This is a genomic window from Dyella kyungheensis, from assembly GCF_016905005.1.
Taxonomy (GTDB): domain Bacteria; phylum Pseudomonadota; class Gammaproteobacteria; order Xanthomonadales; family Rhodanobacteraceae; genus Dyella; species Dyella kyungheensis.
The window spans coordinates 269,511-283,265 of the sequence record NZ_JADIKC010000003.1 but is presented as its reverse complement, the minus strand read 5'-3'; the positions used below and the strand labels follow the sequence as shown (position 1 = coordinate 283,265).

At 63.2% G+C, this 13,755-nt stretch carries 10 protein-coding genes; 5 read left to right on the top strand and 5 right to left on the bottom strand.

Features of this window, described 5'->3' with window-relative positions:
• Nucleotides 1-39: 39 nt before the first annotated feature.
• The 4 genes from ISP20_RS05960 (at nt 40) to rapA (ending at nt 8,244) form a co-directional block, all read left to right on the top strand.
• Nucleotides 40-612, top strand: a complete 573-nt coding sequence (locus tag ISP20_RS05960) for a pilus assembly PilX family protein (protein WP_204635155.1) — start codon at nt 40-42, stop codon at nt 610-612.
• Entirely contained in the window at nt 612-4,763 is a 4,152-nt protein-coding gene (locus ISP20_RS05955) for a PilC/PilY family type IV pilus protein (protein ID WP_204635154.1), read from the top strand. Before ISP20_RS05960 ends, ISP20_RS05955 begins: the two co-directional genes overlap by 1 nt.
• A 12-nt stretch (nt 4,764-4,775) precedes the next feature.
• Nucleotides 4,776-5,264: a type IV pilin protein gene (locus tag ISP20_RS05950; RefSeq protein ID WP_275586777.1), complete on the top strand. Its 489-nt coding sequence runs from the start codon at nt 4,776-4,778 to the stop codon at nt 5,262-5,264.
• Between the two features lie 139 nt (nt 5,265-5,403).
• Nucleotides 5,404-8,244, top strand: coding sequence for an RNA polymerase-associated protein RapA (rapA, locus tag ISP20_RS05945; RefSeq protein WP_204635153.1), 2,841 nt, complete (start codon nt 5,404-5,406; stop codon nt 8,242-8,244).
• A gap of 25 nt (nt 8,245-8,269) precedes the next feature.
• Here rapA and ISP20_RS05940 read toward each other — a convergent pair whose 3' ends face one another.
• From ISP20_RS05940 to ISP20_RS05930, 3 genes are read right to left on the bottom strand one after another with little or no spacing between them, the layout of a single operon-like run.
• Nucleotides 8,270-8,974, bottom strand: a complete 705-nt coding sequence (locus tag ISP20_RS05940; protein ID WP_204635152.1) for an amino acid racemase — start codon at nt 8,972-8,974, stop codon at nt 8,270-8,272.
• Nucleotides 8,975-9,014: 40 nt separating this feature from the next.
• Nucleotides 9,015-10,385, bottom strand: a complete 1,371-nt coding sequence (locus ISP20_RS05935; protein ID WP_204635151.1) for an amino acid permease — start codon at nt 10,383-10,385, stop codon at nt 9,015-9,017.
• A gap of 31 nt (nt 10,386-10,416) precedes the next feature.
• Nucleotides 10,417-11,067 (bottom strand): rhomboid family intramembrane serine protease, encoded by a 651-nt coding sequence (locus tag ISP20_RS05930; RefSeq protein WP_204635150.1) that lies wholly within the window; start codon nt 11,065-11,067, stop codon nt 10,417-10,419.
• Between the two features lie 211 nt (nt 11,068-11,278).
• On the opposite strand from ISP20_RS05930, the gene ISP20_RS05925 reads away from it, so the two are divergent.
• Nucleotides 11,279-11,920 carry a Rossmann-fold NAD(P)-binding domain-containing protein gene (locus ISP20_RS05925; protein ID WP_204635149.1) on the top strand — a complete coding sequence of 214 codons (642 nt, stop codon included), beginning with the start codon at nt 11,279-11,281 and terminating at the stop codon, nt 11,918-11,920.
• Between the two features lie 73 nt (nt 11,921-11,993).
• Here ISP20_RS05925 and ISP20_RS05920 read toward each other — a convergent pair whose 3' ends face one another.
• Together ISP20_RS05920 and ISP20_RS05915 are read right to left on the bottom strand one after the other, a co-directional pair.
• A complete protein-coding gene (locus ISP20_RS05920; RefSeq protein WP_204635148.1) occupies nt 11,994-12,713 on the bottom strand; it encodes a C40 family peptidase in 720 nt (239 codons plus the stop codon).
• 233 nt (nt 12,714-12,946) lie between these two features.
• Entirely contained in the window at nt 12,947-13,684 is a 738-nt protein-coding gene (locus ISP20_RS05915; RefSeq protein ID WP_204635147.1) for a YggS family pyridoxal phosphate-dependent enzyme, read from the bottom strand.
• Nucleotides 13,685-13,755 lie beyond the last annotated feature (71 nt).

Here is a 13,755-nt window from a genome sequence, read left to right as displayed (position 1 = left end):
CCTCATCGCGGACCTCACGGACCGTCGCAAGGCATGCCCATGAAACCGGCAATCCAACCAAGCAAGGGCCGTCAAGACGGCTATATCCTGATCGCAGCCATGGTGATGCTGCTGGTGCTGACTTTTCTGGGCGTCAGCATGTATCGGAGCTTCACCTCACAGGAAAACATGGCGGCCAACTCCAAGGAGAAGGCGCGTGCGTTCCAGGTGGCACAGAGCACGCTGCAATACGGCGAGTATCTGCTCGCCACCACGCAGTCCTCACTCGTCCAGGGCGGCACCTGCGCCACGGCGACTCCGCTGTCCACAGCGACCATCTGCCAGAACGGCGTGAATATCGTTCCGGCGACATCGGCAGTGCCGATGTCGCTGGGCAATGGCCTCCCCTACTCCACCATGAACATCGTGTTGCCTGTTGACCCCACCGGCGGAGCGGGCAAGTACTACGGCAATCCGCAGTTCTACATTCAGTATCTGGGCATTTCGCCGGACGGCGCGGGCCAGCTGTATCAGGTCACCGCGCTGGCCTACGGCGGCAATTCCAACGCCGTGGCCGTGGTGCAGAGCACGTACGAAACGTCCAGCGGCATCAAGAATCTCGGGGGACTCTGATGAAAAACATTCGTATGAAGGGCTGCAGGATTGCCCTGGCGGCGAGCCTGATGTTTGCAGGCGGCCTGGTCATGGGTTCGTCCGCGCAGGCGCAGACCGCATCCAACGTTATCCAGGACGGTTTCACCGGCACGACGGCGCAATTGCCGTGGCAGGCGTTCAACGGAGCATGTCTTACCGCGGGTAACGGACAGGCCGCTTCGAACGGCGGCTTGATTCCGTCATGTGCATCGCTCGCCAGCACCTACTACAGCGCCGACACCGCCAACAGCACGGCCCTGGTCGGCCTGGGCTCAACCAATGCCGATGCGGCAGGCAGCGGCGCGCTTCGACTCACCAACAGCTTCAGCGAGAACGGCGCGATCATCGACACGCAGCCGTACGCATCGAACCTGGGTATTCAAGTTACTTTTACTACCTATACCTACGGCGGCAACTCGGGCGGCACTGCCAAGGACGGCGCCGACGGTATCGGCTTCTACCTGCTGGGTGCTGCGAGCACCAATGGTCTGGCCAATACCTTGAACGACTCTTCGGGCAATCAGCTGACCGCTGTGCCTAGCATCGGTTCCTGGGGCGGCAGTCTCGGTTACAGCTGTTCCAATACCAATAGCCCGTACGAAGGCATGGCCGGCGCGTACATGGGGCTGGGCATGGATGAGTTCGGCAACTTCCTCAACTCGCCTGACAACACCGGTACCGGCAGCCAGGCGGGCACCAGCAACGGCGGCGACGGCAATCAGTATCAGCCAGGGCGCATCGGTCTGCGCGCGTACGGCAACGTCAATCTCGCTGCTCTGCAGGCGTATAACAAGAACGCGACCAAGTCCGACGTGCAGGCCACTTGCAAGAACGGCGGCACGTATTCATGGTCAACCAAGACCACGCTGTACAACCTGGCGTACACGTACAACTCGGGCAAGCCGTTCATCCCGACGGCCATCGCCACCACCACCACGGTAAAGACATCCGCCGTGACCTGGGCCAGCGCCACCAAGAACAACAAGAGCACCGGTCTCAGCAACTGCCCCACGGTCAGTGCGTCGACCGGCACTCCCAGCACCGTTACGACTGGCGGTCAGCAGAACGGCAGCAGCAGCACGCTCAGTTACACCGGCGGGCTCTATCAACTCGGCGCCGGCGTGCAAAAGTCTCGCTCCGATCTGGGCTCCGACAAGACAACGACCAATAGCAATTTCACGAAGACAAATAATGGCGTTACCTGCGTGGGTTCGCAAAACACGGAAACCGTCGTAACCGCCACCGAGACCGACTATCCCTTCACCCAGACTGGCGCTACCGTCACAACGCCTTCCTCGGCCAATGCCAGCGGCTACACCGGCACCGGCACCATGTATGGCCTGGGCTCAGATGGCAACTACTACGCCATCACGTTCAAGGCGACCTCGCAACAGATCACCAATAATTTCAGTCAGCAGTTCCCCGACTACGCCGCCATTCCCGGTGCGTTCGTGAACCTGGATTCCTCGACGCCGATCGCGCTCGAATCGGCCAAGAAGCGCACCGATGCCGTGCCGATTTCGTACAAACTGCAGATCACTCAGGCGGGCCTGCTCAGCCTCTGGTACAGCTACAACGGCGGCACCTATAACCCAGTATTGACCGGACAGGACATCACGCAATCGAATGCGCCGATTCCTTCCTCCTTTCTGTTCGGCTTCGGCGGTTCGACCGGCGGCAGCAGTAACGTGCATGAAATCACCTGTTTCCAGGTGACGCCAGCCGAAACCTCGGCTAGCTCGGCCGGACTGAACATCCAGTCGGGTGAGGTAAGAACAGGTACTCAGGTCTATCTGGCCGCTTATCACACCAATAATTGGTGGGGTCAGCTAACCGCGCAGAACCTGGTGGTGACCGGCAGCGCCGTCTCGATCAGCCCGGTGGCCAACTGGGATGCATCGTGCGTACTGACCGGCGGAGCCTGCCAGTCCACCAACGGTTCCAATACCGCGCAGTCTGCCAGCAACCGCGTGATCTACAGCTATCAGGACACCACCGTCGGCGGCGCCACCAGCAATACGGGCATCCAGTTGACCTGGAACAATCTCACTGCAACGCAGCAAGGCTGGCTGAACGACGATACCCATGGTCAGGATCGACTTGCCTACCTGATGGGCGATCGCTCCAACGAACAACCGGCAAAGAATGCTACGACGTCGCAGATCTTCCGCGACCGCAACAGCGTGCTCGCCGATATCATCGACTCCGGCCCCACGTGGGTGGGTCCGGCATCCGCCCCCTATGCTGACAGCTGGTCGGACAAGCTCCATCCTGATCAGACACCGGCGGAAAACTCAGGCGCGCTGTACTCCGCCTTCCTCGCCAGCTCGGCCACGCGCTTGAACGTGGTGTACGACGGTGCCAACGACGGTTTTCTGCACGGCTTCCGCACCGGCTCGTACGATAAGAACGGCAACTACATAGACAACAGTACGACGCCGAACGACGGCCTCGAAGTCATGGCATACATGCCGCAGGCCGTGCTGAAGAAAATCCACAACGCTCAGAACACGCTCGACTACGCCAATCCCAAGTACTCGCACGCTTACTATGTCGATGCCACACCGGGCACCGGCGACCTGTTCTACAACAACAGTTGGCACACCTGGCTGGTGAGCGGCCTGGGGCCGGGCGGCAGGGCGATCTTCGCGCTGGACATCACCGATCCCACGCAATTCACCAATGCCAACGCGGCAAGCATCGTCAAGGGCGAATGGAACGGCAGCACGCTGTCGTGCACAGGCACCACCAATTGTGGCAGCAACCTGGGCCAGACCTATGGCACGCCGCAGATCCGCCGTCTGCATAACGGCGAGTGGGGCATCATTTTCGGCAACGGCTTCAAGAGCAGCACGGGCGATGCCGGCATTTTCGTGATGACCATCGGCAGCACCGGCGCCCTCGACAAGGTGTATTACCTGAGCACCGGCGTGGGCTCCGCTGCCAACCCCAATGGCATCGCCTATGTGACGCCAGTGGATCTGGATGGCGACCACATCACCGACGTGGTCTATGCCGGCGACAACTACGGCAATGTCTGGCGCTTTGACCTTAGCAGCGAAACCGCGACGGATTGGGCCGTGTTCAACTACGGCAATTCCAGCGCCACGCCGTTGTTCACCACGACCACGACCACGACCACCACCGTAACGCCCACCAGTGGCGCCGCTACGGTCACGCCGGTCACGACCACGCTCTCGGTATCGGCGCAGCCGGGCACGCTCATGGGTTCGAGTTCGGTGACGGATTCGGGTACCGGCACTGTGACCGCGACAACCATCACCAACCAGCCCATCGCCACTCAATTGATGGTGCTGTCGGTGGCGCCTTCGGCGACAGGCCAGCCGCGTGTGATGATCGAGTTCGGCACCGGCTCGGTGATTCCGCAGACGACTACCGCGGACATCCAGTATTCCTCGGGTCAACAAGGGCTCTACGGCATCTGGGACTGGGATTATGGCCAGAGCGGCACCGCTGGCGCTGGCTACGCCAGCTTGCCAGCCAGTTCTCAGCCGACTTCGGGCATCAGCATCGGCCAGTTGCAGGCGCAAACCGTCACAGGCACGTTCAGCGCCGCGCAGTCGGGTATTGGCCAGGGTGCGCGCACGCTGAGCAATAACTCGATCTGCTTCGTGGGCAATACCTGCGCCAGCATCGATGCGCAGGGCAAGCTCAGCACCTCGCCGGGCACGCAGTTCGGCTGGTACCTCAGCCTGCCCGGCGCCAACGGCGTGAGCGGCGTGGGCGGCAAGAACCAGACCGAGCAAGTCATCTATAGCCCGATCGAGACGGACGGTTCGTTTATCGTCAACACGACGGTACCGGCCAACAATTCGCCGCTGACGTGTACGGTGCAGAGTGCGCAGGGCTGGACCATGGCGATCAACCCGGCCAACGGCGGCGCGTTCCAGAACTCATTCTTCTCCGATGCCAGCGGCAACTTCGTCAACATCAGCGGCGCGCCGGTCAGCGGCATCGCATTGAATGCCACGGGTAGCCCGTCGGTGGTCACGGCGAACAAGCTGCCCTATCTGGTCAGCCAGACCGTGAACGGTGCGGGCGCCGTCAACCAGATCAATCCGCCGGGCTCGATGTACAACAAGCGCCTGACGTGGCTGCAAGTCCACTAAGGGGAGTTGGACATGTCCAGAACCAGTGAACCTATGAAAACAGCAACGACAAACCACACCCGCTTTGGCCTTGCCCGACCGGAGTCCGCCTCCGGTCAGTGCAAGCGTGGCTTCACCCTGATCGAGTTGATGATCGTGGTGGCCGTGATCGCCATCCTGGGCGCCATCGCCATGCCGCAGTACATGCGCGAAGTGCGCAAGTCGCGCCGTACGGCGGCAAAGACCACGCTGTTGGACGTAGCAAGTCGTCAGGAGAAGTACTACGCGACGCAGAACAAGTACGGTGCTCTGACCGATCTGGGCTACACCGGCGCGACCATTCAGGCTCCGAGCGCCACGCAGGACTATTACAACGTCACCCTCACCCTGGGCACGCCGACCAACGGCTTTACAGCCACGGCGGCGGCACAGGGCGATCAGCAGAAAGATACGTGCGGGGATTACGCCATCACCAACCTTGGCGTACAGACCGTCACTGGAACAGACAGCAATTGCTGGTAGCTCATGACGGCCTCTTCACGTTGAACACAACGGCAAGTGCGAAGAAAAGGGCCCCTTTCTGGAGCCCTTTTTCTTGGGCATGGTCATCCAGGGCCAAGCAGCGGATAATTTCCCCTTCTGTGCCCCGCATAAGTGACGCATGTTCGTACCCGGTCAACGTTGGATCTCCACCGCCGAGCCTGAGCTTGGCCTTGGCACCGTGCTGCGCGTCGAGGGACGCGGGGTGCAAGTTCTTTTTGCCAAGGCGGGGGTGCTGCGGCCTTACGCGGTGGACTCGGCGCCGCTGGTGCGCGCGGAATTCCGTCCTGGCCAGCGCGTGGCGGGCAAGGGCCTGGCGTTTCTGGTCGAGCGGGTGGAAGTACGGGAAGACCTGCTGGTCTATCGCGGCGAGGGCCGTGAGCTGGAAGAAGGCCAGCTCGACGACGAACAGAGCGTCAGCCAGGCCGATGACCGCCTGATCGGCGGCCGCACCGACCCCGTCTCCCACTTCGAATTGCGTCTGGAAGGTCTCAAGCGCCGTGCCGAGGCGCGCCGCTCGCCGGCGTGGGGCCTGGGTGCATCGCGCATCGGGCTGGTGCCGCATCAGTTGCGCGTGGCAGGCATTGCTTCATCGCGCCGCCCTCCCCGCGTGTTGCTCGCCGATGAAGTGGGCCTGGGCAAGACCATCGAGGCCGGCATGATCATTGCCCGCCAGCTCACCACTGGCCGCGCCGGGCGCGTGCTGGTGCTGCTGCCCGATACGCTGGTCTACCAGTGGTTCGTGGAACTGCTGCGCCGCTTCAACCTGAGCTTCTCGATTTACGACGAAGAACGCTGCGAGTCGCTGGAACAAGGCGGCGACACCTCCAATCCGTTCGAGGACGAGCAGCTCGTCATCGCCGACTTCACCTTCCTGGAGCAATCGCCCAAGCGCGCGCAGCAGCTGCTCGACGCCCATTGGGACTTGCTGGTGGTCGATGAAGCCCACCATCTCGCCTGGGCACCCGACGCGGCCAGTCCGCGCTACACGCTGGTGGATCAGCTCGCCGCGGCCACGCCGGGCGTGATCCTGCTTACCGCCACGCCGGAACAGCTCGGCCGCAGCGGCCACTTCGCCCGCCTGCGCCTGCTCGATCCGCAGCGCTATCACGATTTGGACGTCTATCTGGCCGAATCGGACCGCTTCCACAGTCTGTCGAAAGTTGCCGATCGGCTGCTGGATGGAAAGGCACTCGACGACGCACAACTGGCCACGCTGCGCGAGGCCTTCGCCGGCGACGATGCGCTGCAGGCACATCTGGTCGACACCACCAAGCCGGAGCACGCACGCGAGATTCTCGCCGCGCTGATCGATCGCCACGGCACCGGTCGCGCGATGTTCCGCAATCGCCGCGCCAGCATCGGCGGCTTTCCCAAGCGCGCGCCCGTCTGGCACCTGATCGACAAGGACATGCTGAGCGACGAGGCACGTCAGGCGCTGCTCGGCGAGTTCCACGCCGATATCCAGCAGCCTTCGCCGACCATCGAGATCGATTACGGCAACGACCCGCGCATCGACGCGTTGGTGTCCCTGCTAGATGCACATCCGCAGGACAAGTTCCTGCTGATCTGCCGCAGCCAGGCCAAGGTGCTGGCGCTGGAAGAAGCGCTGCGCACCAAGAGCGGCGTGGGCGTGGCACGTTTCCACGAAGGCCTGGGCATCGTGCAGCGCGATCGCAACGCGGCGTACTTCGCGCAGCCCGATGGTGCGCGCTTGCTGCTGTGTTCGGAGATCGGCTCGGAAGGACGCAACTTCCAGTTCGCCCATCGCCTGGTGCTGTGGGACTTGCCGCTGGATCCGGATCTGCTGGAACAGCGCATCGGTCGCCTCGACCGCATTGGCCAGAAGCACGACATCAGTATTCACGTGCTCGCCGTGGCCGATAGCGCACAACATGTGCTCGCCCGTTGGTACGACGAAGGCGTCGATGCATTCCGCTCCAGTCCGGCCGACGGCCGCGAACTGCTGCGCCGCTTTGGCGATGCGCTGTCGCGTCTGGCCAGCGAGCACGCGCGCGGCGACGACAATCGCGACCAGGAACTCGACGTACTGCTCGCGGAAACGCGCGGTGCGCACGAGGAAATGGCCGAGCTGATCCGCGATGGCCGCGACCACTTGCTGGAACTCGCGGCCAGCCGCGACCTGCACGCTGACGAACTGGCGCAGGCATTCACGCGCGAGGACAACGATCCGAGCCGCGACGCCTTCATCCAGGGTTTGCTGGAGCGCTTCGGCATTCACGCCGAAGAGTTGGGCGGCAAGGTGCTGCTGCTCGATCCGCAGTATCTGTCCACCGATGCCCTGCCCGGCTTCGCCGAAGGTCCGCAAGCCGTTACGTTCGCCCGCGAGGTGGCGCTGGCGCGCGAAGAGTTGCCGCTGTTGCGCCTGGATCACCCGATGGTGCTGGGCGCGCTCGACCTCACGCTATCCAACGAACAGGGCAACGCGGCCTTCCTCGTCGACGACGCCTTGCCGCCGCGCAGCGCGCTGTTGCAAAGCGTGTTCCTGATCGAATGCGTGGCCGACCGAAAGCTCGATGCCGAACGTTTCCTGCCGCCGCAGCCGATCGTCGTCACCATCGATACGCGACTGACCGAACGCGCGGATTTCCGCCCCAGCGACGTCGGCCTGCGCAAGGCCGCGGATCGCACCATCGAAGTGGCGCGCTACCGCAAGTTCCTCGCCAAGCTGGTGCCGCCCATGCTGGAGAAGGCGGAAGCCATTGCCAGCGAACGCGCCAAGGCGAATGTCGATGAAGCGGTGGCGCTGGCCACCGACACGCTCGATGCCGAACTGTCGCGCTTGCTCGCCCTGCGTGCGGTCAATCCGGCCATCAGCGAAGCGGAAGTGGTGGCCATCACCGACGAGCGCACGGCGCTGCTCAAGGCCTTGCCGGGAGCCCGTTTGCGTCTCGACGCGGTGCGCTTCGTGGTGAGTCCGGATTTCCTCGCACTGCGATAAGCTGCACAGCCACGCCCTGGATGAACTAGGGCGTGGCTTGATCCAGCGCAAACGCTACGGCTGCGTCGGCATGCAAGGCGGCCGTGTCGAACAACGGCAATGACACATCCTGCTGACCCAGCAGCAAGCCGATTTCGGTGCAGCCTAGAATGACGCCCTGCGCGCCAGCGGCCATCGCCTCGTTGACGATGGTGCGATAGGTATCGCGCGACGCGTCGGTGATCACGCCGGCGCAAAGTTCTTCGTAGATGATCCGATGCACTTGCGCGCGCTGCGGCTCCGAAGGCAGCAGGCAATGCACGCCGTGTCGTTCCTGCAGGCGCGAGCGATAAAAGCTGTCGTTCATGGTGAACGCGGTGCCCAGCAGCAGCACCGACTTCATGCCTCGCTGCGCAATAGCCGCGCCGGTGGGATCGGCGATATGGATGAACGGCAGCGTGGTGACCTCGGTAATCGCATCGGCCACTTTGTGCATGGTGTTGGTGGCCAACATGATGCAGTCGGCGCCGCCTGCTTCCAACCGACGCGCCGATGCTGCCAGCGCTTCGCCTGCCGCGTCCCAGTTGCCCTCGCGCTGCCAGGCCACCACTTCACTGAAATCGAGGCTGTCGAGCAGCAGCCTGGCTGAATGCAGTGGGCCGCATCGATCGCGAATACCGCGGTTGATCCACTGGTAATAAAGCACGCTGGATTCCCAGCTCATGCCGCCGATCAGCCCGATGGTACGCACATGAAGACTCCTTGATGTGCGGCGAAAACCGCGCCCAAGTCTAACTTTGCGCTGCAAGCTCCATACGTCCTTCCACCTGGAATAGACGGTAGGTGATCGCCAACACGGTAACCCAGCTGGCGCCGATATAGAGCGCCACGCGCGTATCCGGACTCACCCCCAGCATCACTACCACGAAGCCGAGGAAGGCCAGGCAGACAATGCCGCTGAGCGGCCACCAGCGCAGGCGGAAACCCGCGGGCGCCTCGCCGCGGGCGCGCAGCTGGCGACGGAAGCTGTAGTGCGCCAGCAGCACCATCGTCCAGGTCCACACCGTGTTGAACGAGAGGATCGACATCATCATGCCGAACACCTTGGCCGGCACCAGGTAGTTGAGCAGCACGGCCAACAACAGCACGGCCAGCGTCACCAGGATCGCGCGCACCGGCACGCCCTGCTCGTTCACCTTGCTCAGCGCCGCCGGCGCCTGCCCCTTGCACGCCAGGCTGTACAACATGCGGCTGCCGCTGAAGGTGGTGCAGTTGAAGCCTGAGAGTGCCGCCGTGATCACCACGAAGTTGATCAACCCGGCCGCCTGCGGAATGCCCAGCTTGGCGAAGGTGGTGACGAACGGACTGCCATGCTCGCCCAGGCCGTTCCACGGATAGATGGCCATGATCACGAACAGCGCGCCCACGTAGAAGATCAGGATGCGCCACAACACCGAATTGACCGCACGCGGAATGGTGCGCTCGGGCTGCGCTGCTTCGCCCGCGGCAATGCCCACGGTTTCCACGCCGCCGAAGGAGAACACCACCACGGGTAATGCCAGCACCATGCCGAGCAGACCGTGCGGAAACCAGCCGCCGTTCGACCACAGGTTCGACAGTCCCGTCGGCTTCCCGCCGTTGCCCCAGCCGACGAAAATGATGGCCAGGCCGCCGGCGATCATCGCCAGCACGGTGAGCACCTTCACCAGGGTGAACCAGAACTCCATCTCGCCGTAGATCTTCACGGTGAGCAGGTTCAGGCCGCCGATCATCACCACGCTGCCAAGCACCCAGATCCAGCGCGGCCAATCGGGAAACCACTCGTGCATGTACGCGCCAACGGCGGTGGCTTCGGCCATGCCCACGCCCACCATCAGCAGCCAGTAATTCCAGCCGGTGACGAAGCCTGCAAACGGACCGAGATAGCGCTGTGCGTAGACACTGAAGGAACCGGCGACCGGATCGCGCACGGTCATCTCGCCCAGCGCGCGCATGATGATGAAGATCATCACGCCACCGAACAGATAAGCGAACAACACCGACGGTCCAGCCAGCTTGATCGCATCGGCCGAGCCGAGGAACAGGCCCGCGCCGATGGCCATGCCGAGCGCCATGAACGTAATGTGACGCGACGTCAGTCGACGCTGAAGATGCTGGGTCATGGAGACGGCCGAAAGACGAGGACTGCAGCGATCAACGGTAGAGACGACGCTGCGGCTTGATGGGGAGCTTGCCCCGCCAGTACTGGATCAGCACGAAGCCACCGAGCATGCCGCCCAGATGCGCGAAGTGCGCGACGCCCGCCTGCGTGCCGGTGACGCCCATGAAAAGCTCGGCCAGGCCGTAAAGCGTGACGAATACCCATGCCGAAATCGGAATCGGCAGGAAGATCAGCATCATCTTCTCGTGCGGGAACAGCATGCCGAACGCCAGCAGGATGCCGAAGATGGCGCCCGACGCACCCAGCGTCGGATAGAAACCACCGGTAAACCATTGCACTACCATCAACTGGGCGAGCGCAGCGATCAACAGGCAAACGGAGTAGTAGACGATGAAATTGCGCGCGCCGAACACCCGCTCGATCTGGCCGCCAAACATGAAGAGCGCCAGCATGTTCGAGAACAGATGGGTCAGGCTGCCGTGCATGAAGGCATAGCTGACCAGCTGCCAGGGACGAAAACCCACCGACACCAGCCCCTGCGCGCCCTCGGCGACCTGATCCGGGCCCCACGGCCAAAGCGCGAAGTAGGTCAGCAGCGTTTCGCCCATCACCTGTTGCAAGAGGTACACCGCCACGTTGGCGATCAGCAGGTTGCGGGTGACGGGAGGAAGGTCAAACGGCATATCGGGGAAAATCCGCGAGGTGATCTGCCCAAGCGTAACCGTAGCCGCCCAGCACCGCCACGGCCGTCCGGCCTAGAGCCGGTCGAACCGGAAGCCAAGGTGGCGAGCGGCGTCGCTTTGCCTGGGGTAAAAACGATTTCCGAACACGGGGTTCATGCCCAGACAGGCAGCCCTTCCGCTGCAATAACGATCATCGCCATAGAATGTCGCCATGACCACTGCGCCCCGCCATGTCCTGCTTGCCGGTGCCACCGGGCTCACCGGGCAGAAGCTGCTCGCGCTGCTGCTGGCGGACGACAGCGTGGCGCACGTATACGCACCGACGCGCCGTCCATTGCCACCCCATCCCAAGCTGGAGAACCCGGTGGGCATGGTCAGCCACCTGGTCGCGCAGTTGCATGGGCAGGCGGACACCGTGTTCTGCTGCCTGGGCACCACCATTCGGCAGGCCGGGTCGCGCGAAGCGTTTCGCATGGTGGACTACGACCTGCCGCTGTCGCTGGGCAAACATGCGCGCGCCCTGGGCGCCAGCCACTATCTGGTGATCAGCGCACTGGGCGCGGAGCCTTCTTCGCGGCTGTTCTACAACCGCACCAAGGGCGAGCTCGAACTCGCGCTGCAGAAGCAGGAATGGCCACGGCTCACCATCGTGCGGCCTTCGTTGCTGCTCGGTTCTCGCCACAAGCCGCGCATGGGCGAGATCTTCGCCGCACCGTTCTCACGCGTCCTGCCCGGCCGCTGGCGCGGCATCGAGGCCGGCACCGTGGCCACCGCCATGTGGCGTCTGGCCAAGGCCCCAGGAAGCGGTCTCCGCATCGTCCCGTCGGACGAGCTTCAGCAACTCGGCAGTTAACGGCCAGGCCTCATGCGCAGGCATAAAAAAAGGCCGCCCATTGGGCGGCCTTTGACTGACGGTGACGTCGAAATCAGCTGCGAGCCAGCGCACCCGGGCGCTTGGCGCCGGCGAAACGCTGCGCCCAATAGGACTGGTCCAGGCTGTCCACGCGCACGGTCTTGCCGCGCGAGGGCGAATGGATGAACTGGCCGTTGGCGATGTAGATGCCCACGTGCGAGACGCGGCCCTGGCCGCGCTTGCCGGCGGTGCGGAAGAACACCAGGTCGCCCGGCTTCATGTCGCCGCGGTTGACGTTGAGGCCAGCCACGAACTGCGACGCGGAGTTGGTCGGCAACTCGAGGCCGACCGCATGGGCGAACACGTAGCGGACAAAGCCACTGCAATCGAAACCCGTCGACGGATCGTGGCCGCCGCGCACGTAACGGATGTCACGCAGCTGCATGGCCATGCCGATCAGGGTCTTGCGCAGATCGGAGGTGTCGTTGGCGAGGGCGGCAACGGCGCTGACGCCGCTATCGGGCATGCCGTCGCCATCGGCGTCGTCTTCGTCGACCGCGCCGGCCGACTTGTCGGCGGCGGCAGCCTTGGCGGCGAGCTGGGCGGGAGCGGCGGACTGGGCGAGCATGGCGGCCGGCGAGAACAGCGACAGCTGGCCCATCAGATTCGGTGTGACGGTGGCCGAGGACGGCGCGGTGGCCGGAGTGGCGGTAAGCGGTTCAGCGAAAAGCGGAAGGGACGTAAGCAGTGCACCAGCAAGCGCAGCAGCGGCGAAAATTCGCTTCGTTGGCATGTGGGACAAATCCCTTTGCAGTTCGTGAGTTAGACCGTCAGCCAGAGGTGGACGGGCCGTGATGGAGTCGTGAACTTAGCAAAGAGATCTAGATCGTTTGTTCGGACGCGGTTAACTGTACCCCGTCGTTTCGAAATCTGGCACGGCCTATGCTTGGTATCTCCCGAGTGATAAATGACTGATTTCTAAATGAAAGCTGTGTCAAATTGGTTACATATTGATCAATTAGTGAACTAATTATTCAATCCGGTACCGTACGTTTTTGGGATCTGTCTCACACCGAAAATGGCTGTGCCGACACGGATTTCGGTCGCGCCCTCGGCGATGGCGAGCGGGAAATCGCCGCTCATGCCCATGGAAAGTCGTGCCAAATCATGGCCCTGATCCTGTCCGGCATCGCGCAGATGACGCAACTGGCGGAAGCAGGCCCGCACCGCTTCGGCGTCATCCGACTGCACCGCCAGTGTCATCAGGCCGCGCACACGAAGTCGGTCGTAGCCGCGCAGCGCGTGAAGGAAAGACGACAGCTGATCGGCAGGCAGGCCGTGCTTGCTGTCCTCCGGCGAGGTTTTCACCTCGATCAGCACGTCCAGCGAGCGATCCTCGATCTCCAGCCGCCGCTGCAGCGCATCGGCCAGCTCCAGCCGGTCCAGCGACTGCACTTCGCTGGCCAGCCGCGCCACCTCCTTGGCCTTGTTGGTCTGCAGGTGGCCGATGACCACCCACTCGATCGACTCGCCGGCCAGCGCCTCGGACTTGCTGCGGATCTCCTGCACCTTGTTCTCGCCAAAGCGATGCAGGCCCAATGCCATCGCGGCGCGTACCACCTCCGGACCGAACGTCTTGCTCACCGGAAGAATCGACACCTCGCCCGGCTCACGCCCCGCCGCACGGCACGCCGCGTCGACACGCTCGCGCACGGCCGCCCAGTTATGGGCGAGATAGGCGTAATCGTTGGTTGGATCGGACATGGCTGCCCCTGGCTGAGCCCGAACGGACCGATCCGGTCGCTACCGGCATCCAGCACGGGCAGAAAACGCGT

Coding starts and splice junctions, on each gene's coding strand:
- ISP20_RS05955 (WP_204635154.1), top strand. CDS start 612: ATGAAAAACATTCGTATGAAGGGCTGCAGGATTGCCCTGGCGGCGAGC.
- ISP20_RS05960 (WP_204635155.1), top strand. CDS start 40: ATGAAACCGGCAATCCAACCAAGCAAGGGCCGTCAAGACGGCTATATC.
- ISP20_RS05925 (WP_204635149.1), top strand. CDS start 11,279: ATGACCACTGCGCCCCGCCATGTCCTGCTTGCCGGTGCCACCGGGCTC.
- rapA (WP_204635153.1), top strand. CDS start 5,404: ATGTTCGTACCCGGTCAACGTTGGATCTCCACCGCCGAGCCTGAGCTT.
- ISP20_RS05950 (WP_275586777.1), top strand. CDS start 4,776: ATGTCCAGAACCAGTGAACCTATGAAAACAGCAACGACAAACCACACC.
- ISP20_RS05915 (WP_204635147.1), bottom strand. CDS start 13,684: ATGTCCGATCCAACCAACGATTACGCCTATCTCGCCCATAACTGGGCG.
- ISP20_RS05920 (WP_204635148.1), bottom strand. CDS start 12,713: ATGCCAACGAAGCGAATTTTCGCCGCTGCTGCGCTTGCTGGTGCACTG.
- ISP20_RS05930 (WP_204635150.1), bottom strand. CDS start 11,067: ATGCCGTTTGACCTTCCTCCCGTCACCCGCAACCTGCTGATCGCCAAC.
- ISP20_RS05935 (WP_204635151.1), bottom strand. CDS start 10,385: ATGACCCAGCATCTTCAGCGTCGACTGACGTCGCGTCACATTACGTTC.